A 26,895-nucleotide genomic window follows, 5' to 3' on the forward strand; every position below is an offset into this window, starting at 1 on the left:
ATGGTTCGTATATAAAAACGCATGTCGATAACACAGGTCCTTACTAACCCAAACGCCTTCTTTGCGGAGAAGACAAGAACAGAAGTTGAAATGAAAACTCCGATCCTTATCATCCTTGTCATAGCAGTGCTCGGCGCTATCAACGCTGTAATAATGACGCAGAAGATAATGGAGATCCTGCCCCCTGAAGCATCAGCCTTTGCGGGAATTGGCGCAATTGCAGGAGGAATCGGGGCATTCATCGCTTCGATCATCATGTGGGTGATCTATTCAGGAGTTTTCTACGCCATCTCATCGATCCTTGGGGGAGAAGGAACGTTCAAGCGTGTGCTCGAAGTTGTTGCTTACGGATTCATACCTTCCATCGCAAGCGGGATCATAGCAATTATCGTAATGGCAACATCATTCTCAGTGGAGAACTTAGACTTGCAGAACCCGGAACTTCTGCAACAGGCGATCATCAACGACCCAACAATGAGAATGTCAATGATCGTGGGAATACTTTTCACACTATGGAGTGCTAACATCTGGATATTCGGACTTGTCCATGCAAGGAAACTGACTGTGAAGAACGCAGCCATATCCGTACTGGTACCTGTAGGACTCTATATATTATACACTGCAAGACATTTCATAGGTGCATAAAGTGACAATAAAGGCCATTATAAGCATAGCATTGGTACTGCTTCTGGCGATGATAGCACCGGCGGCAGCTGATACTGATATCAGGCCTACTGTTGTCGTAGACTACTCCATGGAACCCGCAGTCCTAATGCCGGGAGACACCGGCACCATCACCATATCAATAGAGAACATGGCAAATGGTGAAATATACGTTCAGGAGGATGACAAGACGTTCGACATGAACGCCTACATTGCCAGTATCGCTCTAGGCGGTAACGATGATATCGAGATCCTCAACAAGGAGCACACGGACATCGGTCTGCTGGGACCCCGGGATACCATCAAGCTTGCGTTCAACATACGTGCAAAGGAGACAGCAGAGAATGGCGTCCACTTCCTGACCATGGAACTTGTGGGCGGCAGTGACATGAACGATCTTAACTACAACATACCGGTCAAGATCGATGACAGGAACCTGAAGCTTATAATGGCAACCATGCCAACGACTGTAATGAACGAGATCTCTACCATAGAGATCGATATCATCAACACCCGACCGAATGAGGTCACCAATGTCATCATCAAACCCGAAGGAGAGAACGTATCATTCAATCCTGCAGAAGTTTTTGTTGGAAACATCCCTTCAGGGGACAAGTCCACAGTTGAGATCACACTCAACACCATGGCCTCTCCGGGCGGAATGAAGAACATATCATTCATAGCATCATTTTTCAATGGTGATAACTTCCACACTTCCGGAAATGAGAATCTGGAGATCAATGTGGTAGACCAGCCATCCCTTATCTTCACAAGCCTTGAAGTAACAAAGATCGGGAACACCTACTCCATCATCGGGGACATCAACAATTTCGGCACAACCGACGCAAAGAACGTGCTTGTGTCCGTTGACGGATCAGAAGACATCAAACCCGTGCAGCCTTATGCAAACTACTTCGTAGGCACACTGGAAGCCGATGATTTCAGCAGTTTCGAACTGTCTGCACGTGTCCTGTCCTCCGAGGTCAGTCAGATACCTATCCTTATAGAGTTCCGTGACACTGACAATGTATATTCATCAGTGACCGGTTACATTGACCTTGAAAGTGCGTCATTCGCACCTGGTGAGCACAATGATACGCCAGTATGGATGTGGGGCATCATTGGAGTGATCACCATAGCCATTGCCGGAGTTATAGTCTATAGCTGGAAGAAGAGAAAAACAGCAGAGACTGAAGAAAATGATGACCCGGAAGATGACGATCTCGACGAAGATGATCTTGATGACGAATACTTCGACGATGAAGAAGGAACTGAAGAGTTCGATGACACCGAGACCGATGAAGACAAAGACTGATGGAGAACATATGTCCGATCCGATAGTCCGGTTGCAGAAAGTGAAGAAGAACTATATCCTCGGTACAAACGAGGTACACGCCCTCAACGGAGTCAGCGTATCCATTGAAAGAGGAGATTTCGTCACAATTATGGGTGCATCGGGTTCCGGAAAATCCACACTTCTCAACATGGTAGGCTGTCTTGACAAACCATCATCCGGCAAAGTGAAGATCAATGGAACGGATGTGACAAAGGTCGACGATGACAGGCTTACAACCATCCGCAGGGACAACATCGGATTCATCTTTCAGCAGTTCAACCTGATACACACCCTTACAGCACTCGAGAATGTTGAGATCCCGATGATATTCAGCCGGATATCTCCGGAAAAACGTAAAAGGAGAGCAATGTGGGCACTGAAACAGGCACAGCTTGATGCTGAATATGCATCCCACCGGCCCAACGAACTTTCAGGCGGGCAGCAGCAGAGGGTTGCTATAGCCCGTGCCCTTGCGAACAGGCCACCCATACTTCTTGCTGATGAGCCTACCGGAAACCTTGATTCAAAGACCGGGAAAAGCATTATGGAACTACTTGTCAGGCTAAATGATGCGGGCACGACCCTGATCGTTGTCACCCATGACCAGAAACTTACCGAATATTCCAACAGGACCATCGTGCTGATGGACGGGGAGGTCTCTGATGATATCTATTGAAGATATCCGGAACAACATGTACCTGCAGCTTGCAAGGAGAAACCTCAGCCGACAGACATTCAGGACGGTCCTTGCAGCCATCGGCATAATCATCGGCGTCATTGCCATCTCATCCATGGGAATCCTGGGGAACAGCCTGAAGATGTCTGTCACCGATTCGTTCGGGGACATTGGCGACAAGCTTCTCATATACCCTGCACCCGGAGAGGACGGAGTAACTGAAAAGCAGATATCCCAGATGAAGAAGGTGGACGGGATCGATGCCATAATTCCCGCCTATTCCACAGGAGACCGGGTCGAATATAAGAACAGCTATACCTTCGGGTCCATCTATAGTATTGACCGGGAAGACCTGGGAAAGCTCGTAGAAGTGGAGGATGGACAGTTCTTTAAATCCGGATCTACCGATTGTGTGGTCGGGTCCGCAATTGCCAGTAACCTTGAACTGAAGCTCGGAAGCAAGATCGAGATCGGAGATTCCAGGCTCAGGGTCGTAGGGATCCTGAAAGAGCGTGGAATGGGATTCGATATCAATGCGGACACAGGGATCTTCACATCGGCCCAGATGTATGAAAAAATGTACCCGGGTGAAGGAGAGGAATATGATTTCGTCGTAGTCCGGGCAGAGGAACTTGAGAAAGTGAATGATATACAGGAAGATATTGAGAAACAGTTGAACCGCAAAGAAGAAGTTATCACAGTTTTTGCAACCAATATCATCCTCGAAAGCATCAATGAGGCATTCAAATCAATCTCCCTGTTTCTGATGGGGATCGGTTCGATATCCCTGCTTGTAGCGGGTGTCAGCATATTGAACGTCATGCTGATGTCCACGATGGAACGCACCAGAGAGATCGGCGTGATGAAAGCCGTTGGAGCTTCACGAAAGGATGTGCTTACAATGTTCCTTCTGGAAGCCCTGTTGCTTGGAGTTGCAGCAAGCCTTATCGGTGGCCTGTTCACCATCGGTGCAGGTTACCTCATACTCGCGCTTGTGGTGAAGAACACATCATACCTGTTCTCACTTTCAACGATGTTCTATATATTTGAAGGCATACTGTTCGGAGTTGCAACAAGCCTTATTGGTGGCATGTATCCGGCCTGGAAGGCATCGAACATGAGACCTCTGGATGCATTGCGTTATGAGTAAGAACGTGGGAATGAAAAATTCGTTATACAAAAATAGAGAAAAAGAGAATTTTGCTAAAATGAAGAAAAGGTGGTCATTCCTCGGAAAGTCCACCCATGTCTTCGAACTCAAGTCCTTCAAGTTCTTCTTTTAATTTATCAAGATCTTCCTGTGATATCGAAGAGATGTTTTCAGTTTCTGTAGACCCATCTTCCTCATCCGGAACGGTTTCTGCAGATTCAGCTACAGCGTCATCCACATCTTCAACCACGTCATCTGATACATCTGTCGTGTCCTCGATCACGACATCGCCTATTTCATCCTCAGGGGCATCGGTATTCTGGGCACAGCCACTGACCAGCAACATTGCAGCTACGATCAGGATCGCAATTATCATTCGTTTCATAGTATCAATCCCCCCTGACCATCAGGCCATAGGCCTCGTTCAGGTTCCTGTGTGCAGAAAGCATGTTTCCCCTGGCGATCCGTAGATGGTTGTTCCCGTTGGAGAACTTTATCAACGGCTGACCCGGGATACGCACCTGTTCGTATTGTTCTTCAGCATTGCCGATATTTTCCCTTGCATCCTCGATCTCGACCCTTGCCATGTCCAGTTTTTCAATGATCTGTTCATTGTTATCCATGTCTTCGGCTGCTTCACGCAGTTTTAACTCATATTCCTCAAGGGTATCTGCATGCTCATTTGCTGTATGGACCCACACAAACCCGCTGTTCCTTGCAACATCGGATACGAGCTCAAAGTAGCTACCAACCATTTTCAGGAAAACAACACCCAGCTGGAACCTGTTCTCCACAGCATCTACTTCAGATCTCAGTTCATCGATCTTCCCGAGATTGGTATCGACATCTTCCTGAATGGTCTCTTTCAGGTCATCGGGAATGTTTGGGTTCTCTTCAACCTCCAGGTCTTTCCAGATCAGCCATGCTTCCACTTCATCAAGTGCAGCATGTAATGCATCTTTTCCGGTATCGATGACCCTCTGGTTATTTTCCTCGGTCTTGTCTGCTGCCCAGTCGATCTTTGCATCCCTGTGCTCAGCCTGAGCTTCCACACTTGCTTGCTTTGCGTCATGCCAATCCTGTTTAGCTTCACTTGCAGACAATGCACTTACTGCTAGTGGCTGCAATAGAAGCATGATCAGCACAAGTAATGAAATAAAAGATAATTTTTTTATTTTCATGTCCAGTCTCCCGCATTAAAGATGCAGACATCATCAATATAACCATTATGGCGTCGAAAGATAAACTTGCAGCAAGCCGACCTCGTGACAAAGGATATAACCGACCTCTTCCAAAAATAATGTTGATGAAAACCTTGCATGTGGTAAACCGGGAAGAATGGAGAAAATGGCTTGAAAAGCATCACTCCACTGAAGAAGAGATCTGGCTGGTCCACTACAAGAAGCACACCGGCAAGCCTGCGATCCCATACGATGATGCAGTTGAGGAAGCGATCTGTTTTGGATGGATAGACGGCAAGGTTCGAAGGATCGATGAGGAAACCTATGCCCAGAGATATACACCCCGAAACAAGAGGAGTCAATGGTCGGAGATAAACAGGCAAAGGGCCCGAAAGATGATCGAGCAGGGTAAAATGACAGAAGCAGGATTACAAAAACTGGGAAATGCACTCAATGAACCACCGGATCCCCCAAGAGTAAGCCCTGATGATATCCCGGCAGATATGAAAGCAGCCTTAATGTCCGATGATCTGGCCTGGAAGAACTTTTCTGCCTTTGCTCCCGGTTACAGAAGAAACTACATCGAATGGGTAATGGATGCGAAACGTGAAGAAACAAGGCTCAGAAGAATTGCCAGTGTGGTAGAAAGAGCAAGAGAAAATAAAAAACCAGGAATGATGTGATCGGTCTATTGATCACATCACTTAATTGAAAAGATTAGTTAATTGAGTCCCTGACGATCTGGGCTGTACCCTCGCCATTGAATGCCTTTATGAACAAAAGGGTCTCAGCATAGCACATTGCATCGATAGCAGCTTTTGTGTCATCTCCAACAGAGTAGATCCTGTCAAAGAACTGACCTACTGCAAACTTACTGAACTTGCCGAAGATCTCGGTATCGTTCTTGCCAGGTGCTTTCTCCTTGTGAGTTGCAATGGTCCAGTCATAGATGTCCTTGTAGAGTTCAGGCTCGTAGACCTTGAAAATATCCCAGACGATGTTCTGGTAGAAGGTTGCAACATTTCCTTTGACGATGTCACCGTGTGGGAAGTGGTTGTGAATCAGGTCACGAGGTGTTCCAGTGATTCCGTGCTGTGCGATCCTTACGTCCAGGTTGTTGTCCTTGAGCGCCTGTGCAACTGCAATTGTCTGGTCCATATCGATGGAAACCTGCTCGATGAGATTTCCGTTTGCATCGTAGGTGTTACCGTGTGCACTTCCATTAGCGATAGCCAAAAAGTGAGGGAAGACACCATTCTCATTAAGTGCAGTGATAAATGTGACAGCCTCTTCAGGACTTGTAAGGACCCTGCCGTGCTCATCTTCCCTGCCGATCTCTCCTACCTCTACCTCAAGACCGTATTCCTTGTCTCCCATATTCTCCTTGATGTGAAGACCGATCTTTGTAGTTGCATCGATGTTGTCAGCAAGTTCTTCGCGAAGGTTGCCGCCCTGGAAGTTGAAAAGGTGGGATGCGTCGATGGCAAAGGAGGTGTATCCTGCTTCGATCTGTGCACTTACAAGTTCCTTTGTGGACTCAATGTCCTCATCGGTGCCTTTCTTGATACCTATGTGGTCTGCATGGAGAGCCCACATATCAAAACCTACTTCCTTTGCTGCCTCTCTTGACATCCTTGAGAGATCAGATGGAGTCAATCCTGCATATCCGCCTTCAAGATTGCACTCGGACCTTGCCAGCTCAAAGATAAGAGGTGCGTCCATATCTTTGGCTGCCTGCATGATACCTTTCATGACAAGCGCGATCCTTGGATTCGCGGTCATTATAATAGTGTCCTTGTCAAGCAGACTCTTAAACATAAATGAACTTGGTATTGGCTCAAAATTATTATTGGTCATGTGATTACCTTCAAATTAATTTCATCTATTTTTGGTACTAAATACACGTCTCAATTCATAATCATTTCTATCCGGGAATGCAGGCATCTAAATAGGAAAGGAAAATACCAAAAACAATAAATACACAACATCCAATGAGATTAAGATAAAATAAGGGGGCTAAGCCAATGAAACATCTTCTTGAACTGGAAAATAAACTTTCAAATATGACAACTGATGAGATCTACAACTACGCAAAAGAGAACTACCCTGAAGAACCGAACATGTGGATGGGGAAGAAAAAACTGGTAGTTCGCAGGATCGTCAATTATGAAAGGAACAAAATGAACAGCGAAGAAAACACAGAGTAAACTAACCTCTACTCTTTTTTACGTTCCAATCCTTCTTCAAAGGACATTATAATAATGTTCAGGAACCGGAGATCGTCTGGAGCAACCTTACCACTACAATTTCATAGATCAAGATACTGAGTATCACAAAGATCAGTATAGAGATCAGACCAACTGCCGGACAGGTCATCCTGTCATCTTTATTTTTACCGATACACAATTTCATCCGGCATCACATCCCACTGCACAGAAGAGATCAACATATAAAAATTGATTTTGAAACTATATTAAATTTTATACACCTGGCTAAAGATAGCCGGATTCCCGGAATAATGAACGGAGTCAGGCAATTAATTAACTGATGATCAAAGATAGCAGGCTCGTCAGGAGAAATATAAAGGTAGAGAACAAAAAGAAAAAAGTTAGCTGGAAAAGAAAAAAGGAATTAAAAGAGAAATGCCTTTTAGCATTCCTCTTCCATAAGACTGGTACCAACACCCATCACACGTATCCTTGTCTCAAGCGGGTGGTCCCAGCCGTCAGGAACGATCTCTTCCTGCTTCACATCGACCTGAACATGCTCAGGATCCAGTCCTGCATCGATCATGTACTGTATGATAGTTTCCTTTCCTGTTGTCTTCGCATAATCCAGTGCTTCTTCATACTCATAGAAGTTCTTTCTTCCACTCTCAGAGAAGACATAGAACTCCCAGTCCGGTGCTGCCATTGAGACCGGCCTGACAAGGAAATCCACCCTGCGAATACCTTTTGCTGCCAGAGCACCTGCTGCATTACCAACGTTAGAATATTGAGGAACCACAATATCAGCATCAAGTATGTTTTTGAGCTCATTAAGGTATGCCACAACAGGACCACCTATGAGAACCACCGGCATCTCCACTTTGAACTTTGTCGGGGAATCGATATCGAATATCTTGCGTATCTCTTCCTTTGAAACACCTTCAAGGAAGAAGGTCATAAGGTCAGATGCCATGTTCTTGGCAAACTCCTGTTTCACAAAAGCAGCAAATTCATTGCCATCCCTCTTGCAAAGGGAACCGAGATAATTTGCGCCGATAACCGATGCCTCAACGGTATGCTCTTCATAATCACCAAGTACATGCAAAGCATCCGTAGGTGTAAATCCGATGGTCTGGATCAGACGTTTCTGAAGCAGAGTATCAATGTGTTTGGATGCAGGGTACTTTTTCATACGGAACTTGAGCTCCTTTAGTGAAGTGGGAGTCTCTGATATTGAATTAAGTACCTCTTTTTCCAGATCCGTCAGACCCAGAGGCTCATACCCTGTCCTGATGAAGAACTTGGTTGGCTGGAAATGAATACCAAGAATGCCTTTAGAAGGCATGGGGTTTGTCTTAAGTTGCTCGAGGAAACCTGGATAAAGGTCTGCAGCGCGGCAAAGTGGTATGACCCTTCTTGGCCCGATATTGACGTGATTGTCCTTGACCCACACATCACTGTCACCGCCCATGGCAGAGGTTTCCATCTTGATGGCCTTGACCCTTGTTCTCCAGCCGCCTACCACGGCACCGGACTCACTCATTTCCGGGACACCACTGGTGATAACGGAAATATCAGTACTTGTTCCACCAACATCTATCGTAGCGCAGGTCTCATTGCCTGTCAGGAATGATGCACCGACAAGACTACCTGCAGGACCTGAGAATACAGATTCAATAGGCTTTTCGAGAGCACTTTGGATACCTATGACAGAACCATCACATTTGAGCATGAACACCTTTGCGTTCATTCCCTTGGATTCGATGTACTTTTCCACAGTTCCCATGAACTTTTCAGTAATAGGAATAAGCTGGGCATTGAAGAATGCAGTAACTGCTCTTTCAAAAGCTCCAAGGTCCTGGGAAAGCTCGTGTGCACCGACGACAGGAAGTCCGGTAGCTTCCCTGATAATCTCCTTTACCCTAAGTTCGTGATCGTGGTTACGAATACTGAAATATGAAGAAACGGCAAATGCTGCTACATCGCCTTTGACACTTTCTGCAAAGGCCCTTACAGCATCCTCGTCCAGAGGTGCTGACTCCACACCATTGTAATTGTGACCTCCGCTTACCTGAACATAGTATTCGGTTGGAAGCTCCTGATTGACCTCATAGTTACCAACAAGGACCAGACCCACAGGAAAACCTGTGCCTTCCAGAATACTGTTCGTGGAAAGTGTGGTTGAAACTGAGACAACCCTCACGTCCTGAAGATATTCCTCATCGATACCATCAATAGCATTCCTTATACCTTCCAGAGGATCGGGATAAGTAGTAAGCGCTTTGTTAGAAGCAACAATAACCTCATCCGAGTCCCTTAGGAGTACAGCGTCTGTGTAAGTTCCACCTGCGTCTATACCAAGACTGTATTTCATACAAAACAACTCCTTTATCTTATGAAATGAACAATTTGAACAGTGGTCTTTTAAAATGACCAATAACTAAACGATTAAAAAAATAGACCAGTACATAAAGATATCGTATTTATTTATCACTGTTAACATCCAAAAACAGCACCAGTCGGCTCATGAGAAATATAAAACAGGAGACAAGGAGGCTAAAAAGAAGGACAATTATCCCAACGACAAGCAAACAACAGGTATTAAGAGTAAAAAAGTCCGGATCTCTCCGGCATTGGGATCCGGACCTGAATAGGCCACGTATAAAATTTGTAACGTTTTATCAAAGAAACATAGACAGGATAACTATAAGAATAGCCATCAAAATATATTATTTGCTTGTCGTGATGTATATATAGCAATAACTACATAGTCAAACTTGAGGATATATCGACGAACTGTAGGAAGTGGCCCAGATGAAAAAACATGATTTCTCATGGAAAAACAACGAAATTAAATATCCCGAAAGTTTCGGCAAAATTGTTGCAATTCCCCCATCAGAAGAAAAAATGATAGCTTGCGATGACCAGAAAATGGTCAACAACCGCATGGCACTCAAAAATGAAGAGATCGGGGATGTCGTGATCGATACTTTCAAAGAACGTATGCGTAACCTGCTGTCAGATCACAGGCACAACCAGAACCACTGAAAGTGGAGATAATTTCTGCCCGGCTGGCAAATACATGCAGTACTCATTCAGTACACTTTTTACCGGCATACATACCATATAGTAACAACGGTAGCAGTATCACTGCAAATATGTTCTTCACTTCATCCGGCATTACCTCGCTGGCACTTCCTGCAATTGAAATTACATCTATGCCGAGCCTGGAATATATCTGATCCAGGACCAGTCCACATACGACCGCGCACAAAGCTATCGATGCAAGATAAACTGCCGTTGTCCTTCTGCCAAGGAACTTCAGGACCATTGTGATCGTAGCTGCATTCGTTGCCGGCCCTGCAAGCAGGAAAACGAATGCTGCCCCGGGACTCATTCCCTTCAGGATGAGGACCGCTGCAAGAGGAGTGGAAGCAGTAGCACAAATGTAAAGCGGTATGCCCACAATAAGAGCAAGCAGCATGGAAGCAATTCCACCGCCAAGATAGTTGCCCACCAGGTTCTCAGGTACAACATAAGAGATAATTCCTGCAACAACGACCCCGACAATAAGCCAGAAACCTATCTCCCCAAGCAGCTCAATATAAGCGTATTTAAGTCCGGACTTCACTTTCTGTACAAAGCTTCCAGCTTTTTCTTCATGAGGACCACATGAACTGCAGCCACAGCTGTCCGGCTCAGCGGAAAACATGGGAAGCGCATTCAATGGAGCTGCTTTTCCAGAAAGCTTATCCACCCCATCCTTTGAAAGGTTCAGCATGTTCTCGGCAACACCCGCAACAACAGCAGTAATAAATGTTGCCACCGGCCTGAAGACGGTCATGATGGGATCCAGAAGTGCATAGGTTATAGCAATGGAATCAACCCCTGTCTGAGGGGTCGAGATGAGGAACGAAAGAGTTGCACCTTTTGTAGCCCCTCTTTTTCTCAGAGACAGGGCAGCAGGGACGACCCCGCATGAGCAAAGTGGCAGGGGCACTCCCAGAAAGGATGCATTGATAACAGACCTGAACTTCCCTGCGGAACTGCCCAGGTATTGCATTACCTTATCATCGGGAACAAATACATGCAAAAGCCCGGCTATACCAAAGCCCAGCAACAGATAGGGAGCAGCTTCTGCAAAAATATCCCACGACTCGAGCATTATATCTGCAAGTGTCCCCAAGACTGCATCTGCAAAGCTCATTGCACACACCCCGTCACATGTTTGCGTGAGAGTTCAAGAAGAAGTCTCACATGTTCATCAGCAAGTGAATAGACAACAAAGCGACCATTCTTTATGGTCCTGACAAGGTCAAGCTGGCGAAGGGTGCGAAGGTTGTGTGAGATGGATGACTGGCTCATTCCGAGAGCCGCTTCAAGTTCGCATACGCACATCTCTTTTTCCAGAAGGAGATACATGATCTTCAGGCGGGGCTCTGATCGAAGTGCATGGAAGATCCTGGAGAGCCTCAATATTGCAGCTTCATCAGGCAGGTCGGAAGCAAGAGAATTGATATACTCCACATCGACCCGTTCACAGTCATTTTCCCGTCCCATGAATATATGAACATATTTTCATGTATATAGGATTATTGCTGTCACGAGAACAACAGATGCACACACTAACCAATCGGACATCCTCATCTTCATCTCAAAAAGTGAAGTCCTGTATTCGCCCTGGTAACATCTGGATTCCATGGACAGTGCAACATCGTCGGCCATGCGCATGGAACCCCTTAAGGCAGGTATCGCAAGGGACAGCATCCCGGCGACAGGATGATGACCGGATCTCAGGCCACGGGACACCTGTGCATCGCGGACTTGTCCCACATACCACAGGAGATGCGGAATAAAATGGATCGCCAGGGACATCATTGTTGCAATCTCAAAGGATGTTGTGCCCAGTCTCCTCAAAGGAAGAGGACGAAGCAGGCGCTCGATGGCACTTGTCAAAAGGGCAGGCCTTGTGGTGGAAGTGAGAAGGGACCCAAAAAGGATCAACAGGATGAAACGACCGGTCACAACTGCTCCCTTTTCAAGACCCTCATAAGTTGGTGAAAAAGCGAAGGATAAGATCGGACTTCCACCTGTAAAGAACAGATGAATAAAGAAGATAAATCCAAAAAATATTGCCATAGGACGAAGAGAGCGAACAATAGAGGATGCACTCAGCCCTGCAATTATGACAAGTCCCGCAAAGAGAAATGACACAAAGAGAAGATGTGAAAATTGGGATAGGTTGAAGATCAGGATGCTCAGGGACATTACGGAGATGACCTTTGCCCGCGGGTCCAGGGTGTGAAGAAAAGAACTTCCGGCCACATAGGAGAAAACAGGCCCTGCCATCAGAGCTCACCCCGTTTGTCAGACCATGCCGCATGGATCTCACCGAATGCATCATCCACAGAAAAGACATCGTCCCTTACATCGATACCTGCTCGCTTCAGATCCCTCATGAATTCTGTGACCTGCGGGATCGGGGAAGGCATCGATGAGAGGTATTCCGAAGGGGTTCCCTGAAATGCTATTTCGCCATTATCCAGGCAGATCAGCCTGTCCACAACATCAAGTACGTCTTCGATCTGATGTGAGACCAGTACGACCCCCACACCGGTTTCTTTCAGGGAGTTCAGTATCCGGAATAGGTTGGACCTTCCGCTTTTGCTCAGGCCAGAGGTCGGCTCATCCAGAACCAGATAATCCGGAGAGGATGACAAAACGCCTGCAAGAGCAACAAGACGCATCTCACCGCCACTCAGGCTGAAAGGCGATCTTTCGAGGATAGAGTCGGAAAGACCAACTTCCCTGACAGCTTCACGCACACAGACATCAAGCTCATCCCCACTGATCCCAAAGTTCTTCGGACCATAGGCAATGTCCTCATGGACGGTGTTGCAGAACAGCTGCCTTGAAGGGTGCTGGAAAAGAATTCCCACTTTTTTGCAGGTACCTTTCTTAGAAGAGAGTTCACCATCAACGGCCACACTCCCGGAATCAGGGAGCAGCAGACCATTCAGGTGCTTTATCAAAGTGGTCTTACCGCATCCGACATTGCCCACTATTCCCACGGACTCACCGGCACCAATGGAAAAGGAGATGTTCTTAAGGACCGAAGTTGCGTTCTTTCCTTTCCCGTAAGAAAAGGACAGGTCCTTTACATCAATCGACATAGTTCCTCCTTCAGTTCATCAGAGCTCACCGGCAACACATTAGCATCCAGTATGCCTGCATCCTGAAGCCTGAGTGCAAGCTCCATGAGAGGGGGAATGCTGTGGCCTGAGGAATAGAGTTCACGGAAGACACCTTCAGGGGACCCGTCAAAAGCAACAGAGCCTTCTTCCATCAGGATCACACGGTCTGCAACAAGGACCTCTTCCATGTGGTGGGTCACATATACGATGGTCTTGCCCATCCGGTTGAGCTTGCTTACTATATCCAGCACCTGACTGCGGGAATCCTGATCCAGCATCGATGTGATCTCATCGAACACAAGGATCTCAGGCCTCATTGCCAGAACACCGGCAATTGCTGTCTTTTGTAATTGACCCCCGCTGAGGTTTATCAAAAGTTGCTCCTCAAGGCCTTCGAGACCAACGTCAAGGATCGATCCGGATACACGGCTGCGGATCTCACCGCGTTCAAGTGCAAGGTTCTCAGGACCAAAAGCGATATCTTCTTCCACAGTCGCACCCACTGCCTGGGAATGAGGGTCCTGGAACACCATCCCGACGAGCTGACGGACCTGCCATAGGTTTGCGGGGTCAAGAGTATCCATCCCGCATACCGAAACGGAGCCTTTCGAAGGTGTAAGAAGGCCGTTCATGTGACGCACAAGAGTAGACTTGCCACTACCATTGTCACCTATTATTGCGGTGAATGTACCTTCTTCTATCTGAAGGTCCACTTCGTCGAGTACCCTGTGACCATCAGGATAACTGTAGCTTACACCTTCGAACCTGATCATGAGAAACCTGACCCTTTTTTGATCATATCCTGTACCTTGTAGCAATATAAGCAGCTACTGCTACTTTTACAAGGGCGCCACCGATGAAAGGAAGTAGTCCCACAGTGACCGCCTGGATGAAAGACATGTCTGCTACGATCATCAGGTGGGTCAGGCCGAAAGCATATATCACAGCTGAACCGGCGAGGACGTAGAGCCCATTGATGAGAATCTTTTCCGTTCTTTTATTTTCAAAAAGGAAGCCCACAACAAATGCCGCTGCAGTGAAGCCAATTATGTATCCGCCGGTTGGACCCAGGATCACGCCAATTCCCGAAGCACCTCCTGAGAACACCGGAAGACCGGCAATTCCAAGCAAGGTGTAGACAACCATACTTATTGAACCCCATTTACTTCCAAGCATTCCGCCTGCCAGCAGGACGAAAACGACCTGAAGGGTGAAGGGGATCGGACCAAGGGGTATGGTGATGTAGGCACCAATTGCGGTCAGTGCAGCAAACAGAGATGCATAGACCATTTTTTTAATATCGCTACTAGAGCTAAGAGGAGCCTTATGAATCGAGATAGTATACTCGTTAACCATGTTTTTTTACTGGTTAACAATGAATATATACTTTACTCTAAGAACCTATACTTCCGGAGATTTTTCTAAAAGGGGTTACTAACGAGTGCCTGACAGGGTAATTTGAGCAATATTCAAAATTCTGAGAGAACAAAACATGATGATCGGAATTTAGAATTCTCAATAACAGAAGAATGAGAGGAAAAATGGAGGGGGAATTAAGAACAAATGATAATCCCCTAAATTGTTGATATCGTAGCACCACCACCAAGCAGAACCACAACCACAAGTTTCGTTTTTAAGACCGTACCACGAAATTATAATTCGTAGTATGGTCGATGGAATATACAAATATAATTATACTATATTAACTTAATGAATGATTTTTGGGAGTTATGATTGTTATTATTATGAGATATTTCCAATATTGCCAGATCAATCCATCCCTATAGAAGAAATAAAGCATTTCTGCCGGGTCAAAAAAAGAAAAGAAAAAAGAACGTGTCGGTAAACCCGACACGGGTAGTTAGATTTAATTTCGGATCAGTAATTAGCGGTTGCATCAAGGTCAATGTCCATGTCAGGAGCTCCTGGCATAGGACCTGATGAAGGACTTGCTGCTACAAGATCGTCGATCCTGAGGATCATGACAGTAGCCTCGGTTGCAGCGTTGATTGCCTGTGTCTTGATACGCAGTGGTTCGATAACATCGTTCTCCCACATGTCGACAACGTCACCGGTGTAGACATTGAGACCTGCGTTCTTGTTGCCCTGCTCGTGCTGGGAACGGAGTTCTACAAGTATGTCTATTGGGTCAAGACCTGCGTTCTCTGCAAGTGTCTGTGGAATGACCTCGAGTGCTTCAGCGAACTTGCTGACTGCGAGCTGCTCCCTTCCCTTAAGGGTTGCTGCGTACTCGTTGAGCCTTAATGAAAGTTCGATCTCAGGTGAACTGCCACCTACTACGACCTTACCATCTTCGATGACAACTCCGACAACACGGAGAGCATCTGTCAATGCGTGCTCAAGTTCAGCGACCACGTGATCGGTTCCGCCGTGGAGAAGTACTGTTACTGCCTGGGAGTTCTGGCATCCGGTGACGTAGGTCATCTTTGCGCCTCTGATCTCCTTCTCTTCAACAAGATCTGCAGTTCCTGTGTCTTCAGCTGTGATCTCGTCAAGGTCCTGGATGAGTGTACCGCCGGTTACCTTGCTGAGTCTCTTAAGATCGCTCTTCTTTACCCTTCTGACAGCGTAGATGCCTGCCTTCTCGATGTAGTACTGTGCCATGTCGTCAAGACCTTTCTGGCAGAATACGACGTTTGCACCGCTGGCGATGACCTTCTCAGCCATCTCTCTCATCATCTTCTCTTCCTGGTCCAGGAACATCTGCATCTGGTCAGGTGAGGTGATCTTGATCTCAGCATCCATCTCAGTCTTCCTGAACTCGATAGGACAGGTTACAAGAAGGATCTTTGCGTTCTCTACACGCTCAGGCATGTTAGGGTGTGAGCGTTCCTTGTCGATAACGAGACCTTCCACGAGATCGGAATCCATGATGCTTCCGCCTGCACGCTTCTCGATCTTGATGTTGCTGGTGTCGACAACAAGTTTGCCGTCTTCCTCTTCAACAACGTTCCTTACAGCATCTACTGTGAGCTTTGAAAGCTTCTCTTTGTATGCCTCAGCGCCTTTGCCTGTAATAGCGGTTGCTGCGATCTTCATGAGAGCTTCTGTGTCCTCAGGAGTTACATCGATTGTGATGGTCTCAAGGATCTCACGGCATTTCTTTGCAGCATGCCTGTAACCTTCAGATATAATAGTTGGGTGGACACCTTTGTCAATAAGCTCTTCTGCCTTTGCAAGAAGCTCACCTGAAAGGACAGCAGCGGAAGTTGTTCCGTCTCCTACTTCGTCGTCCTGGGTCTTGGATACCTCGACGATCATCTTAGCTGCAGGATGCTGGATGTCCATTTCCTTCAGAATGGTAGCACCATCATTGGTGATGACGATGTCACCCATAGAATCTACGAGCATCTTGTCCATTCCCTTTGGACCAAGTGTTGTACGAACTGAATTTGCAACGGCCTTTCCTGCAAGGATATTAATGCTCTGAGCATCCCTGCCCTGGATTGTCTGACTTCCATTTGATAAGATATTTAGCCCTCCTAAATAGCGTTGATAGATTAATTTCGATTAATTTGAATTTGGTTAGATATTACACAATATGCGCTCTATCTGTTCGTTCTAGATGAATGAACTTCTATATAAGGATAACTGGTACTTGTATTGAACCAGGCTGAACAAGAAGAAAACAAAAAGTAGAAGAGAACAATAAACACAATGCTGCAAAACCTGCAAAAGAAATAGAGAATAAGAACACAAGAAAAGGATATAAGATACGTCCCGGCCGAGACTTGAACTCGGGTCGAAGGCTCCGCAGGCCTCCAGGATATCCGCTACCCTACCGGGACAGGTTGGACAGCTTCCTAATAACTTACTGCAATATAAATATTGCTGGTCGGAGATCAAACTAAGGCAAATTCATGGATATGTCAGATAACCTTAGACCATCCACTAAAAAAAGTTAAATGCTTCGAGGGTGATGTGTAGAACATGTCAATGACCATAGGCCTTGCAGGAAAACCAAATGCAGGTAAATCAACTTTTTTCAAGGCAGCTACCCTTGCGGATGTGGAGATCGCGAACTATCCGTTCACCACCATCAATGCCAACAGAGGTGTAACATACGTAAGGGCTGAATGTCCATGCATGCAGAAAGATAAACGCTGTGGCAACTGCCAGGACGGGATCAGGTTCGTCCCCATCGAGATGATCGATGTGGCAGGCCTTGTGCCTGATGCTCACACCGGCCGTGGTCTTGGTAATGCCTTCCTTGACGAGCTCAGGCAGGCGCAGGCCATCATCCATGTGATCGATGCATCCGGTGGTACGGACATTGAAGGGAACCCTGTGGATATCGGGGACCACGATCCGATGGAGGACGTGGACTTCCTCAACCGTGAGATCACCATGTGGATGACAGGCATCCTTAAACGTAACTGGGACAAGCTCTCACGCAAGATAAAGGCAGAAGGCCTCAAGATGTCAGAGGTTATCTCCGACCAGCTCATGGGCGCCGGGGTCAATGAATCCCAGGCACACGAAGCCCTGCTTTCCTGCCCCATGCCCGGAGAATGCACCCAGTGGACCGATGAGGACATGATCAATCTCTGTGAAGCGATCCGTGCCATCAGCAAACCTACAATGATAGCCGCCAACAAGATCGATGTGGCGCCTGAGGAAAACGTCAGCAACCTCGAGAGCCTCGACCTTATAGTAGTGCCCACCAGTGCTGCTGCAGAGCTTGCATTAAGGTCAGCTGCAAAGAACGAGATCATCAAGTACCTTCCGGGTGACGATGACTTCGACATCATCTCCGAGGACGTGAACGACGCACAGAGAAAAGGACTGGAAAGCCTGAAAGGCCTCATGAAACAGCTGGGAACCGGTGGCGGCGGGATCCAGGAGTGCATCAACCGGGCGGTCTTCGACCTGCTCGACCTCATAGTAGTATATCCGGTAGAGGATGAAGGCAAATGGTCCGACAAGAACGACAGGATGCTTCCTGATGCGTTCCTCATGCCGAAAGGATCCACAGCCCACGACCTTGCATACCGGGTACATACCGACATCGGGGACAGGTTCCTCTATGCAGTGGACGGCAAGACAAAGATGCGCCTTGGAGAAAAACACGAGCTCAACGACGGCGATGTGATCAAGATCGTATCCACAGCCAAATAATGACCCGGGCATATACCCCGGGAACATTCAAGATGACACTATGATAAGAAGCCTGTATGAGAGATACCTGCTCGACCAGGTGAACAATGCACCGGAGCAGATACCTGAACATATAACAATGATACTCCCTGAATCCGACCTGCTTGATGCGCAGGGGAAGGAAAAGTTCAGGGAAGTGATGGGCTGGTGCCTGAAGCTTGGCATCACGACCATCAGCATCTACGTAGATGTACTGGACACAAAGGAAGAGTTCCAGAAACAGATGGTATCCACACTTACTACAGGCCTTACGGATATACTTGGATCATTCCCAGAAGAAGTTGGCTTTTTCATATACGATGAGAAAGGCGATCTCAAAAAGGAACGTAAAGGGAATTCCCTTACCGTACATCTCTCGATCGGTTTCGGCGGAAGGGCGGAGATCACAAAGTCAGTCCGATCGATACTCTCTGAAGTGAAAGATGGTAAGATCGCACCTGAAGATATAGATGAGAGCGTGATAGAGTCACATCTGCTGGTAAAGGAAGAACCTGACATGATCATACGCTCCGGCGGGAACCACCTTTCAGATTTCCTGCTCTGGCAATCCGCATATTCAGAGCTTTATTTCACAGATGTCAACTGGCACGATCTCAGGAAAATAGACCTGCTTAGAATTATACGGGATTTCCAGAAAAGGCAGCGTCGCTTTGGCAAATGACCTTGTCCCAAAAACCGATCAGACCTTGCGTTCCATAACAATAGCATTGTCATCAAGGTAATAACGCGGAATATTGCCTGTCACCTCAAAACCGTTCGACAGGTAGAATTCCTGAGCATCTTTGTTCTTTTCCCTTACCTCAAGACGGATAAAGGAATAAGAGTTCTCTTTTGCAAGAAGACCACATACATCAAGAAGAGCCGTTGCAACCCCCATTCTCCGGTATTCCGGATGGGTTGCAATGCTTGCAAGATGTGCCGCCTTTTTAATGACAACAAGAACAGCATATCCAATGATGACACCATCAGATTCCACAACAATAAAGCCGGGATAGTCCGCATACGAATGGAAAACATTCGCTTCCCACGGCACCCCAAATGAGAGGTTCTCGATCTCTACGACCGAAGGAATATCCGAACTGGTAGCTATCCGCATCATATGACAGGATTATTTACTTCATAAGTGATAAATTAAAGGTTTGGATGTTGCAGGGCACCATACTTATACAAGCTCGCACAACCTCTCAATGATGCCAGTATATTCGGTCATAGTATGTCCAAAATGCAGGAAGTCCGCCCAGCTGATAGAACAGAAAGGTGCAAAGACCACACGATGCCAGCGCTGCGGAGCCACACTTCAGACAAGGAAACTGAGAGTATTCCACACAACAGACAACCTTGAAGAGGCCATTGCAGTACGCACCCGGCTGCAGGCAGAGGTCCTCGGAAAAGGATATGAGACCATAGAAGGCAGTACTTCCTCAAAAGGTGCGTCTTTTTCCACATTTACTTCATCACCGGGACCTGAATACGGATCGGAGAATGCCGAAAAGGAAATTGTCCTGAATTTCCAGTCACCTTCCCCCAAGGTCACGCCAAAGCCCAAAAAAAAGGATCCGGTAAAGATCATTTTGTCAATTCTTGAAAAAAAGCAGGGTGCAGTGCAGGTAACTGCACTTCAGGAACTTGCACTCCGGCAGGATATTGATGAGGAGACCTTTGAGACCACAATGGAAAAATTGCTGCGAAAGGGGGACATCTATTCTCCTAAAAAGGGATATGTCCGGATAGTACCATGAGATGATAGCATGGGATCATAACATCCTTCCGGAACATAAACACATAAATTATATCTAAAAGAACCACATAATCTTATGGTTCACTGAACTGCTCAATACGAGCATACGATCATTCATCAAATCATTCTCATCATACAAGGTAAGAACATGTCCGACAAGACAACCCTCGACATTATAGAACTCCTACTGACAGCAGAGATATACAACAGATACCCGCAAATGGATGTTAACGATCTTCCGAAGAACATAAGGAAGAACTACTGGAGCCGTGCACACAAAGGCGTCCCAAAACCAATTAATGTCTCCCGCTCTGACATAAAGAAGCTCTTTGAGATAGAGGAGATAAAGGGACAGATATTCTCACTTCCATTCATGGATGTAGACGAACTTACCTCCAGGATCAAGTTCACTTCCTTTGATGTTGCTGCAGACTGGTTCCGCAAACAGGAGAATGCTGCAGAGCGCATCGACCAGAACCCGGCACTTGCATATTATTATGAGAAGAAGGAAGTCGCAGGAACAAGCTATGAGAAAGCACGTTCTGTGACAAGACCTAAAGAGGTTGACAGGGAATGGATCGAGTCCCTGAGAAGTGAGATCGCCGAAGAAGAGGGCGGAGAGGACATGCTCAAACTTGTGGAGATCGTGGCTCCGGAGGACATCGTCCAGCCCCTCAGGTTCCTTGTGCTCAATGATGAGCAGAAAGAAGAAGTAGAGAAGATAGTAAAGGCGATCGAGTACAGGGAGTATCTCAAAAGCATAGGACTGTATGATATCGGAAAGATACTGCTTGTGGGTCCACCCGGAACCGGAAAGACCTCTGTGGCAAAGGCAATGTCAGAGCGCCTCTCCATACCTTTTGTAGAGGTCAGGCTTTCCATGATAACCGACCAGTACCTCGGTGAGACGGCAAAGAACATCGACAGGGTGTTCGCACTTGCCAAGCGCCTGAGCCCATGCATCCTCTTCATAGATGAGTTCGATTTTGTCGCCAAGACAAGGGCTTCAGACGAACACGCAGCTTTGAAGAGAGCTGTGAACACGCTTCTCAAGGCTATTGACCAGATCAGCCTCACCAACGACGGCGTGCTCCTGATAGCCGCTACGAACCACCCCAGAATGCTTGATTCTGCTGTCTGGAGAAGGTTCGACGAGATCATGGACTTCCCGCTTCCTGATGAGAGGATGAGAAAGGAGATCCTCGATATCGTTACCATAGAAATAAAAGGTGACTTCAACACCGGAGAGATCGCACCCATCACCGAAGGATACTCCGGTTCCGACCTTCGTATGATCATCCGTGAGAGTGTGCTCAATGCACTTGTGGAGGAGCGTACAACCATCACCCATCAGGACCTCATTGATGCAGTAGGCAGGTTCAACAAGCGTGCCCACATTAAATCCGATGAATATGTCGTCAATACCGGGGGTTTCTAAGGACCCATGAAGATCACGCTTCTGGGAACCGGTGACGCGCCCGGCACCCCGATCATCGGCTGTGACTGCAGGACCTGCAGGGATGCCCGCAACGGAGGAAAGAGTAACCGTACACGGTTTTCAGTCCTTGTGGAATCCGATGAGGGAAAAGTGCTGATCGACACAAGCCCGGACATGCGGCAGCAGATGCTCAGTAAAGGCATAAGGCATATTGATGCGGTGATCTGGACCCACGGACATTACGACCATTACACCGGTTTTGGTGAGTTCCACCGCGTCCAGAGCCATGTTGACGTCTATGGGGTCACCGATACGCTGGACTACATACTCGATTATGTCTCATTTTTGAAACCGCGAAGACATGATGTTATCCCAGGGGAACCATTTGAGATCATCGGACTTGAGTTCACGGTCTTCGAGGTCAATCATCCTCCTGTTGAAAAGGCGATAGGTGTCATCATACGCGAAGGTGACAGGAAAGTTGTCATCAGCGGGGACACGGACAACAATATCCCGGAAGAAAGCCTTGAACTTATAATGGACCCTGACCTGTTCATTGTGGATGCTATTATACCGGATGATGTCGGTTTCCATGTAAAGAAGCACATGGATGCAAAAGAGGCCATGGAAATGGCTGAAAAGATAAGGGCCAAGGAGGTCGTGATGACACACCTGAGCCATTATTACAAACCTCATGAAGAGGCAGTCGCTACATTCCCGCTGGGTTATGACGGAATGGAATTTAATTTCTGAAAATAGATATCGTTCTAAATCTAGATCTAAATCAAAAAAGTGGGCCTGTAACAGGCCTCATTTCAATTTGTTCTTTCCTTTCTCATCGAATCCTTCTTCGATGACCTCACGGGCCTTGCGAAGTCTTCTTCTTGTTGAAAGGTAGTTACCAAGCACGATCAGTACTCCGCCACCAAGGATTATCGTACCTATTAAAAGCATACGTGGAGCGGATGTCGAATAGAACTTGACAACTATAGGGTTGTAGGGCAGATCATCTTCAGTGATCTCTACCTTAAGGAACTCCCTTGCCATCTCGGTGAAAGAACCAGCTGTTGCACGCAGGTCGTACCATACAAGGACCTCCCTGTTAAGATCGTCAAAGTATCTTTCTGCAGGCTCTGGGCTCACTTTGCCTATAAACGGATTACCTGTTGTAAAGCCTTCAGGAAGGACGAACCTTACGACCGAATCATGGGAAGGGATATACATGAAATCCTGCCCCATGGGAGCCTTCATGCTATAAGCCACAATTCCGGTGATACTCTCATTGAACTTCATGTAGATGTGCTTCTGTCCCCGGATTACCTCCTCTTCCATAGTATAATTAAAAACAGGCACATCATCTATCGAAGATGTTGAAAGCGTTTCAAAGGTCTCAAAGGAGGTTTCAGTATCCTCAGCGTTGCCTGCAAGTATGACTATGTTAGAGATTGCCTCCTTGTTAGGATTCAGTATATCCTCAAGAGGGATCACCTCAATTACAGAAGCATTCACGACCATATGAACTACATTAGCAGATCCGTTGTCCGTAAGATAGAAAGTGGTCGTGTTTAACAGCTCACCTTCTTCCGTGGTATCGTAAAAGACTTCCAGCTCATATGTGGAAAGGTCAGGAGCTACAGCTTCCTCATCCACAGGAACGAGTTCATCAATGCATCCTGATGCCATTACTGCAAGAGCGAAAATGAATAATGTTGTTATAATTGTTCTATTCATTGTACACATCACAAACAGTTTATCAAAAAATAATGGGCACCATTGGTAAAAAAGGTTATTGAAAAAAAGGGACAGCACTCCCTGACGAGAGGGAGTGTCAATCTAAGATTAGTCGTTGTTTGCCATTGTGAGGATCACACCGGTCTCTTCGAGAGCGGCTGCAACCTCTTTGTATGCGATGAAAAGTTCCCTTTTCTGCATCTCCACAGAGTCAACAGGTGGTTCGGATGCGAACCAGATCTCCTTCTCGCCCTCACCACGTGTGATGGAAACACATGCAAGCATGTCAGCCTGGATCAGCCTGTACACGGAATCAATACCTGTTGGTGTGACCCATGCAGCATAGGACTCCTTGAGCTGTTCAACGAACCTTGTCCAGTTAACAGTTGCAGAACCTTCAAGTCTCAGGTGAAGGTGTGCACGTTCTCCTGTGATCTGCTCATCGACGTTCTTCAGGAACTTCTTGTACTCTGCACTTTCCTCATCAACAGCCTGAGCCTCGTGGCTTGCCAGCTCTTCTGCTGCTTCCTTGAAGAAAGGAGCAAGGTTGACAATGTTTGATGGTCTTGTCATGAATGAAACACCGAAGAATGCAACTCCGCTAAGGGCCATTCCCACAATAACACCATGACCCATGAGAATAGGATTTACGGTCTCAAGATATGGTGGAGCCATAGGTGCGGTCATTGAGAGATCATATACTGTAAAGCTGATCTGTGCAACAGCACCGACAATAAGACCGGCCAGTGCACCTTCCTTGGTAGCACGCTTCCAGTAAAGTCCGCCCATGAGCGGGAAGAAGTAGGATGCACTTGCAATGAAGGTTGCAATGTGGATCGCATCGATGATACCGTCAATGAAGAATGAAGCCACAGTTGCTGCAGCGACTATGAAAAGGACACTAAGCCTGTTGATAGCGAGCATCTGCTTCATTGTTGCATCAGGCTTTACGAACCTCTGGTAGATATCACGTGAAACACATGATGCACCGGATGTAGCAAAGGTATCAGCACAGGACATGGAAGCTGCTGCAAGACCGATCGCGCTGAGGCCGATAATTGCAGGAGAGAATGTGCTTACGATGTAGGTCAGCAATGCAGGTTCTGCCTGTGCCATTCCCATTGGGAACCCTGCTGCAGGGATCTCCGGATACAATGCACTAAGGGCAATAGCAATTACCGCGCATGCAGCAAACACAATTGTTACAAGAAGAGAACCAAGTACAAGACCATTCCTTGCGGATGTTGAATCCTTAGCTGCCCAGACCTTCTGCCATGGGTCCTGCTCAGTGATCCATCCGGGGACGATAGCAAATACGAAGATCAGGACCATAGGCATACCGATGATGAACGGGTTCCACCAGTCGCCAGAAACACCGGAGAAAAGATCGGATGCTGTTGAGATAGTAGCAACATTTGAAGTAACTGAATCAACTGCAAGGAATGCCATAATGATCGCGAATATGGAAAGGAACGCGAACTGGATCACATCGGTCCAGACAACGGCATGCAGACCACCAAGGGTAACATACACGGATACCGCAAGGGCAACTATCAGAGCTGCATATATCGGATCAAGGCCGTAGAATATCTGCAGCACAAGAGCGAATCCCTTAATATCAGCAACTGCGAAAAGGATCATTACGATAGTGATGATAATTCCCACAGGAGCACGGATAGCGGAACTGTACCTCTGCTCAAGCAGCTCTGCCTGTGTGATAGCAGGAAGGTGTTTGATCCTCTTCACGAATATAGCGATTATAAGCAGTGCAAGAATGTTCGGTGCTACGAAACCCCATATGGAGCCCATTCCAAGTAGCATGAAGAATCCTATCACGGCTAATATTCCACCAGCGGTCAGCCATGAAGCTGCCGAGGAAAATCCGACCCCTATCGTACCGATCTTACGACCGGCAAGCCAGAAATCGGTTACTGTCTTTTGTCTTTTTGTAAAGTACCAGCCAATGCCGATCAATCCACAAAGGTAGACTGCAAGCATTGCCATAAATAATTGATAACCATCCATAACTAAACCTCAAAATAATAATTTTTTATTTATCCAAATGTTATTCCTGAAACATTGATACAAACTAACTAACTAATTAACAAACTAAAGATTCACCTATTAAAAGGCAATAAGGACATATTTGCTTTAATATATAAGCTCTTTCAAAAGAAATCCGGGAAAATATCCTTACACATAATAATCGAAGTTAAAACCAATGGATTAACTGATAGTTCCGGATAATGATCAAATGAAGTGAGATCACATCCACTCATAATGCTGCATGACCTCAAGGTTCAGGTCATACATCAGGCTGTTCTCAACATAGCCAAAGAAAAAGCACCCCTCACAATTCTTTGCCAGTGCCTTTTGCCTGTCCTTTGAAACATTCCACACATTGATGATACCATCCTTTACATTACCCATCTTCTCCCTGTGAACACGGCAATGCTCAATGGAACCATCTGCAGTCACATCCAGGATCAGGTTGTTGACATGGCAGTTATAGCCTTTTTTCAGCTCCCGGATCATTTCAAGATATGTAAACGAATTTATGACAGGATAACCTTCCTTTTTCATCTCAATGATCCGATCGATGGTACTGTGATATTTGTCCACGTCACGAATGCCCATGCTTTCCCATACATTCTCCCTGATCCCGCTGAACTCATACAGCGGTTCAAAGGATATCTTCACATCGATATCTCGTGCCAGCTGAATGAGCTCTTCGATGTCATCGAGATTCTTTCCGCTGATCACACAGTTCATAAGCAGAGGATTCTTCAGTTTGTCCTTAACGGTCATTATCGCATCAAGAAGGACCTCAAAATCCATGCCCCGGATCTCCCTGTAGCTTTTAGTCCCGTCCACGGAAACAGAGAGATAATCAAGGTCACCGAAATCGTTAACTCTCTCTTTCAGCAATTTTCCGTTGGTAATCAGGGAAGTTATCATACCCTTACTTTTTGCATAAGCAAGGATCTGTGGCAGGTCCTCCCGAAGAAGAGGTTCAACGGTCCAGGCATTATAAACACCGATACCAAAAGAGCTGGCATCATCAAGCATCCTGAAAATTTCATCAAGACCCATCTCCTCGCCCTGCTCCTTCCAGTATTCACAAAAGCTACAGCTCATGTTACATCTGGAATTGACCGCATGTGAGAGAACAAAAGGCCTCTTTCGGACTCTCATCTGCCAGACCGCACGTGCTGCGATGACGGGAGAAAATTTTGACATGGTAATCTCTTTGATAGAATGCTCTTTTAAGGTGGTCTATATCTTTTATCGTTATTGATAAAACTTGGCATTTTTCCGACATTCGCCCTGCAACCCCACCCCCTTACCAGTCATTTCGTCCCACACTATCTTTTTGGAAGGGAAAAATAAAAAATTTTCATAT

Annotated in this window: 28 protein-coding genes and 1 tRNA gene; 12 read left to right on the top strand and 17 right to left on the bottom strand. The window is 46.5% G+C overall.

The features are described from left to right. Positions 1-21: 21 nt before the first annotated feature. From WOA13_RS09090 to WOA13_RS09105, 4 genes are read left to right on the top strand one after another with little or no spacing between them, the layout of a single operon-like run. Positions 22-645 (top strand): Yip1 family protein, encoded by a 624-nt coding sequence (locus WOA13_RS09090; RefSeq protein WP_342127583.1) that lies wholly within the window; start codon positions 22-24, stop codon positions 643-645. Next, entirely contained in the window at positions 638-1,978 is a 1,341-nt protein-coding gene (locus WOA13_RS09095) for a COG1361 S-layer family protein (RefSeq protein ID WP_342127584.1), read from the top strand. Before WOA13_RS09090 ends, WOA13_RS09095 begins: the two co-directional genes overlap by 8 nt. Before the next feature lie 10 nt (positions 1,979-1,988). Next, positions 1,989-2,675, top strand: coding sequence for an ABC transporter ATP-binding protein (locus WOA13_RS09100; protein ID WP_342127585.1), 687 nt, complete (start codon positions 1,989-1,991; stop codon positions 2,673-2,675). After that, complete coding sequence (locus tag WOA13_RS09105; protein ID WP_342127586.1) at positions 2,662-3,825, top strand: ABC transporter permease; 1,164 nt, start codon at positions 2,662-2,664, stop codon at positions 3,823-3,825. Before WOA13_RS09100 ends, WOA13_RS09105 begins: the two co-directional genes overlap by 14 nt. A gap of 73 nt (positions 3,826-3,898) precedes the next feature. On the opposite strand, the gene WOA13_RS09110 is transcribed toward WOA13_RS09105, so the two are convergent. Both WOA13_RS09110 and WOA13_RS09115 read right to left on the bottom strand, forming a co-directional pair. Beyond that, entirely contained in the window at positions 3,899-4,210 is a 312-nt protein-coding gene (locus tag WOA13_RS09110; protein WP_342127587.1) for a hypothetical protein, read from the bottom strand. A gap of 4 nt (positions 4,211-4,214) precedes the next feature. Beyond that, positions 4,215-5,006, bottom strand: coding sequence for a hypothetical protein (locus WOA13_RS09115; protein WP_342127588.1), 792 nt, complete (start codon positions 5,004-5,006; stop codon positions 4,215-4,217). Positions 5,007-5,131: 125 nt separating this feature from the next. Here WOA13_RS09115 and WOA13_RS09120 point away from each other — a divergent pair, with 125 nt between their 5' ends. Beyond that, on the top strand, positions 5,132-5,689 hold the full coding sequence (locus WOA13_RS09120) for a YdeI/OmpD-associated family protein (protein ID WP_342127589.1): 558 nt from the start codon (positions 5,132-5,134) through the stop codon (positions 5,687-5,689). Between the two features lie 34 nt (positions 5,690-5,723). On the opposite strand, the gene WOA13_RS09125 is transcribed toward WOA13_RS09120, so the two are convergent. Beyond that, positions 5,724-6,863, bottom strand: coding sequence for a class II fructose-bisphosphate aldolase (locus WOA13_RS09125; RefSeq protein WP_342127590.1), 1,140 nt, complete (start codon positions 6,861-6,863; stop codon positions 5,724-5,726). 167 nt (positions 6,864-7,030) lie between these two features. On the opposite strand from WOA13_RS09125, the gene WOA13_RS09130 reads away from it, so the two are divergent. Then, a complete protein-coding gene (locus tag WOA13_RS09130) occupies positions 7,031-7,213 on the top strand; it encodes a hypothetical protein (protein WP_342127591.1) in 183 nt (60 codons plus the stop codon). 58 nt (positions 7,214-7,271) lie between these two features. Here WOA13_RS09130 and WOA13_RS09135 read toward each other — a convergent pair whose 3' ends face one another. Continuing rightward, on the bottom strand, positions 7,272-7,418 hold the full coding sequence (locus WOA13_RS09135; RefSeq protein ID WP_342127592.1) for a hypothetical protein: 147 nt from the start codon (positions 7,416-7,418) through the stop codon (positions 7,272-7,274). A gap of 237 nt (positions 7,419-7,655) precedes the next feature. After that, on the bottom strand, positions 7,656-9,587 hold the full coding sequence (locus WOA13_RS09140; protein WP_342127593.1) for a hydantoinase/oxoprolinase family protein: 1,932 nt from the start codon (positions 9,585-9,587) through the stop codon (positions 7,656-7,658). 533 nt (positions 9,588-10,120) lie between these two features. On the opposite strand from WOA13_RS09140, the gene WOA13_RS09145 reads away from it, so the two are divergent. Continuing rightward, on the top strand, positions 10,121-10,261 hold the full coding sequence (locus WOA13_RS09145; RefSeq protein WP_342127594.1) for a hypothetical protein: 141 nt from the start codon (positions 10,121-10,123) through the stop codon (positions 10,259-10,261). A gap of 43 nt (positions 10,262-10,304) precedes the next feature. Here the strand turns inward: WOA13_RS09145 and WOA13_RS09150 are convergent, their stop codons facing one another. From WOA13_RS09150 to WOA13_RS09185, 8 genes are all read right to left on the bottom strand, one after another. Beyond that, a complete protein-coding gene (locus WOA13_RS09150; RefSeq protein WP_342127595.1) occupies positions 10,305-11,420 on the bottom strand; it encodes an SO_0444 family Cu/Zn efflux transporter in 1,116 nt (371 codons plus the stop codon). Then, positions 11,417-11,773: an ArsR/SmtB family transcription factor gene (locus WOA13_RS09155; protein ID WP_342127596.1), complete on the bottom strand. Its 357-nt coding sequence runs from the start codon at positions 11,771-11,773 to the stop codon at positions 11,417-11,419. Before WOA13_RS09155 ends, WOA13_RS09150 begins: the two co-directional genes overlap by 4 nt. 18 nt (positions 11,774-11,791) lie before the next feature. Then, the gene (locus tag WOA13_RS09160) at positions 11,792-12,562 is read right to left on the bottom strand and encodes an energy-coupling factor transporter transmembrane component T family protein (RefSeq protein WP_342127597.1); all 771 of its coding nucleotides are present in this window, start codon (positions 12,560-12,562) and stop codon (positions 11,792-11,794) included. Beyond that, entirely contained in the window at positions 12,562-13,386 is an 825-nt protein-coding gene (locus WOA13_RS09165; RefSeq protein ID WP_342127598.1) for an ATP-binding cassette domain-containing protein, read from the bottom strand. Before WOA13_RS09165 ends, WOA13_RS09160 begins: the two co-directional genes overlap by 1 nt. Then, positions 13,371-14,180, bottom strand: coding sequence for an ATP-binding cassette domain-containing protein (locus tag WOA13_RS09170; protein ID WP_342127599.1), 810 nt, complete (start codon positions 14,178-14,180; stop codon positions 13,371-13,373). The genes WOA13_RS09165 and WOA13_RS09170 overlap by 16 nt, the downstream gene beginning before the upstream one ends. Positions 14,181-14,202: 22 nt before the next feature. Next, positions 14,203-14,763, bottom strand: a complete 561-nt coding sequence (locus tag WOA13_RS09175) for a biotin transporter BioY (RefSeq protein ID WP_342127600.1) — start codon at positions 14,761-14,763, stop codon at positions 14,203-14,205. Positions 14,764-15,285: 522 nt separating this feature from the next. Then, positions 15,286-16,929, bottom strand: coding sequence for a thermosome subunit alpha (gene thsA / locus WOA13_RS09180; RefSeq protein ID WP_419095420.1), 1,644 nt, complete (start codon positions 16,927-16,929; stop codon positions 15,286-15,288). Positions 16,930-17,144: 215 nt separating this feature from the next. Then, positions 17,145-17,216 (bottom strand) — tRNA-Arg (locus WOA13_RS09185). Positions 17,217-17,358: 142 nt separating this feature from the next. Here WOA13_RS09185 and WOA13_RS09190 point away from each other — a divergent pair. Both WOA13_RS09190 and WOA13_RS09195 read left to right on the top strand, forming a co-directional pair. Then, positions 17,359-18,546 carry a redox-regulated ATPase YchF gene (locus tag WOA13_RS09190; RefSeq protein ID WP_342127601.1) on the top strand — a complete coding sequence of 396 codons (1,188 nt, stop codon included), beginning with the start codon at positions 17,359-17,361 and terminating at the stop codon, positions 18,544-18,546. Between the two features lie 40 nt (positions 18,547-18,586). Continuing rightward, positions 18,587-19,246 carry an undecaprenyl diphosphate synthase family protein gene (locus tag WOA13_RS09195; protein ID WP_342127602.1) on the top strand — a complete coding sequence of 220 codons (660 nt, stop codon included), beginning with the start codon at positions 18,587-18,589 and terminating at the stop codon, positions 19,244-19,246. 18 nt (positions 19,247-19,264) lie between these two features. On the opposite strand, the gene rimI is transcribed toward WOA13_RS09195, so the two are convergent. After that, positions 19,265-19,684, bottom strand: coding sequence for a ribosomal protein S18-alanine N-acetyltransferase (gene rimI, locus WOA13_RS09200; protein ID WP_342127603.1), 420 nt, complete (start codon positions 19,682-19,684; stop codon positions 19,265-19,267). An 88-nt stretch (positions 19,685-19,772) separates the two neighbouring features. On the opposite strand from rimI, the gene WOA13_RS09205 reads away from it, so the two are divergent. From WOA13_RS09205 to WOA13_RS09215, 3 genes are all read left to right on the top strand, one after another. Next, positions 19,773-20,324: a DUF5817 domain-containing protein gene (locus WOA13_RS09205; RefSeq protein ID WP_342127604.1), complete on the top strand. Its 552-nt coding sequence runs from the start codon at positions 19,773-19,775 to the stop codon at positions 20,322-20,324. Between the two features lie 147 nt (positions 20,325-20,471). Then, entirely contained in the window at positions 20,472-21,761 is a 1,290-nt protein-coding gene (locus tag WOA13_RS09210) for an ATP-binding protein (RefSeq protein WP_342127605.1), read from the top strand. A gap of 6 nt (positions 21,762-21,767) precedes the next feature. Beyond that, positions 21,768-22,514: an MBL fold metallo-hydrolase gene (locus WOA13_RS09215; RefSeq protein ID WP_342127606.1), complete on the top strand. Its 747-nt coding sequence runs from the start codon at positions 21,768-21,770 to the stop codon at positions 22,512-22,514. A gap of 57 nt (positions 22,515-22,571) precedes the next feature. On the opposite strand, the gene WOA13_RS09220 is transcribed toward WOA13_RS09215, so the two are convergent. The 3 genes from WOA13_RS09220 to WOA13_RS09230 all read right to left on the bottom strand — a co-directional run bounded on the left by WOA13_RS09220 (position 22,572) and on the right by WOA13_RS09230 (position 26,732). After that, complete coding sequence (locus WOA13_RS09220) at positions 22,572-23,492, bottom strand: DUF5803 family protein (RefSeq protein WP_342127607.1); 921 nt, start codon at positions 23,490-23,492, stop codon at positions 22,572-22,574. A gap of 108 nt (positions 23,493-23,600) precedes the next feature. Beyond that, positions 23,601-25,517: a sodium:solute symporter family protein gene (locus tag WOA13_RS09225; protein WP_342127608.1), complete on the bottom strand. Its 1,917-nt coding sequence runs from the start codon at positions 25,515-25,517 to the stop codon at positions 23,601-23,603. Between the two features lie 240 nt (positions 25,518-25,757). Continuing rightward, positions 25,758-26,732, bottom strand: a complete 975-nt coding sequence (locus tag WOA13_RS09230; RefSeq protein ID WP_342127609.1) for a radical SAM protein — start codon at positions 26,730-26,732, stop codon at positions 25,758-25,760. Positions 26,733-26,895: the final 163 nt, after the last annotated feature.

It is taken from the genome of Methanococcoides sp. LMO-2 (assembly GCF_038432375.1).
Lineage (GTDB): Archaea > Halobacteriota > Methanosarcinia > Methanosarcinales > Methanosarcinaceae > Methanococcoides > Methanococcoides cohabitans.

Bases quoted from the DNA above. Each gene is read 5' to 3' on its own strand.
- WOA13_RS09090 (WP_342127583.1), top strand. From the start codon at position 22: ATGTCGATAACACAGGTCCTTACTAACCCAAACGCCTTCTTTGCGGAG.
- WOA13_RS09100 (WP_342127585.1), top strand. From the start codon at position 1,989: ATGTCCGATCCGATAGTCCGGTTGCAGAAAGTGAAGAAGAACTATATC.
- WOA13_RS09105 (WP_342127586.1), top strand. From the start codon at position 2,662: ATGATATCTATTGAAGATATCCGGAACAACATGTACCTGCAGCTTGCA.
- WOA13_RS09110 (WP_342127587.1), bottom strand. From the start codon at position 4,210: ATGAAACGAATGATAATTGCGATCCTGATCGTAGCTGCAATGTTGCTG.
- WOA13_RS09115 (WP_342127588.1), bottom strand. From the start codon at position 5,006: ATGAAAATAAAAAAATTATCTTTTATTTCATTACTTGTGCTGATCATG.
- WOA13_RS09120 (WP_342127589.1), top strand. From the start codon at position 5,132: ATGAAAACCTTGCATGTGGTAAACCGGGAAGAATGGAGAAAATGGCTT.
- WOA13_RS09125 (WP_342127590.1), bottom strand. From the start codon at position 6,863: ATGACCAATAATAATTTTGAGCCAATACCAAGTTCATTTATGTTTAAG.
- WOA13_RS09130 (WP_342127591.1), top strand. From the start codon at position 7,031: ATGAAACATCTTCTTGAACTGGAAAATAAACTTTCAAATATGACAACT.
- WOA13_RS09135 (WP_342127592.1), bottom strand. From the start codon at position 7,418: ATGAAATTGTGTATCGGTAAAAATAAAGATGACAGGATGACCTGTCCG.
- WOA13_RS09140 (WP_342127593.1), bottom strand. From the start codon at position 9,587: ATGAAATACAGTCTTGGTATAGACGCAGGTGGAACTTACACAGACGCT.
- WOA13_RS09145 (WP_342127594.1), top strand. From the start codon at position 10,121: ATGATAGCTTGCGATGACCAGAAAATGGTCAACAACCGCATGGCACTC.
- WOA13_RS09150 (WP_342127595.1), bottom strand. From the start codon at position 11,420: ATGAGCTTTGCAGATGCAGTCTTGGGGACACTTGCAGATATAATGCTC.
- WOA13_RS09155 (WP_342127596.1), bottom strand. From the start codon at position 11,773: ATGGGACGGGAAAATGACTGTGAACGGGTCGATGTGGAGTATATCAAT.
- WOA13_RS09160 (WP_342127597.1), bottom strand. From the start codon at position 12,562: ATGGCAGGGCCTGTTTTCTCCTATGTGGCCGGAAGTTCTTTTCTTCAC.
- WOA13_RS09165 (WP_342127598.1), bottom strand. From the start codon at position 13,386: ATGTCGATTGATGTAAAGGACCTGTCCTTTTCTTACGGGAAAGGAAAG.
- WOA13_RS09170 (WP_342127599.1), bottom strand. From the start codon at position 14,180: ATGATCAGGTTCGAAGGTGTAAGCTACAGTTATCCTGATGGTCACAGG.
- WOA13_RS09175 (WP_342127600.1), bottom strand. From the start codon at position 14,763: ATGGTTAACGAGTATACTATCTCGATTCATAAGGCTCCTCTTAGCTCT.
- WOA13_RS09190 (WP_342127601.1), top strand. From the start codon at position 17,359: ATGTCAATGACCATAGGCCTTGCAGGAAAACCAAATGCAGGTAAATCA.
- WOA13_RS09195 (WP_342127602.1), top strand. From the start codon at position 18,587: ATGATAAGAAGCCTGTATGAGAGATACCTGCTCGACCAGGTGAACAAT.
- rimI (WP_342127603.1), bottom strand. From the start codon at position 19,684: ATGATGCGGATAGCTACCAGTTCGGATATTCCTTCGGTCGTAGAGATC.
- WOA13_RS09205 (WP_342127604.1), top strand. From the start codon at position 19,773: ATGATGCCAGTATATTCGGTCATAGTATGTCCAAAATGCAGGAAGTCC.
- WOA13_RS09210 (WP_342127605.1), top strand. From the start codon at position 20,472: ATGTCCGACAAGACAACCCTCGACATTATAGAACTCCTACTGACAGCA.
- WOA13_RS09215 (WP_342127606.1), top strand. From the start codon at position 21,768: ATGAAGATCACGCTTCTGGGAACCGGTGACGCGCCCGGCACCCCGATC.
- WOA13_RS09220 (WP_342127607.1), bottom strand. From the start codon at position 23,492: ATGAATAGAACAATTATAACAACATTATTCATTTTCGCTCTTGCAGTA.
- WOA13_RS09225 (WP_342127608.1), bottom strand. From the start codon at position 25,517: ATGGATGGTTATCAATTATTTATGGCAATGCTTGCAGTCTACCTTTGT.
- WOA13_RS09230 (WP_342127609.1), bottom strand. From the start codon at position 26,732: ATGTCAAAATTTTCTCCCGTCATCGCAGCACGTGCGGTCTGGCAGATG.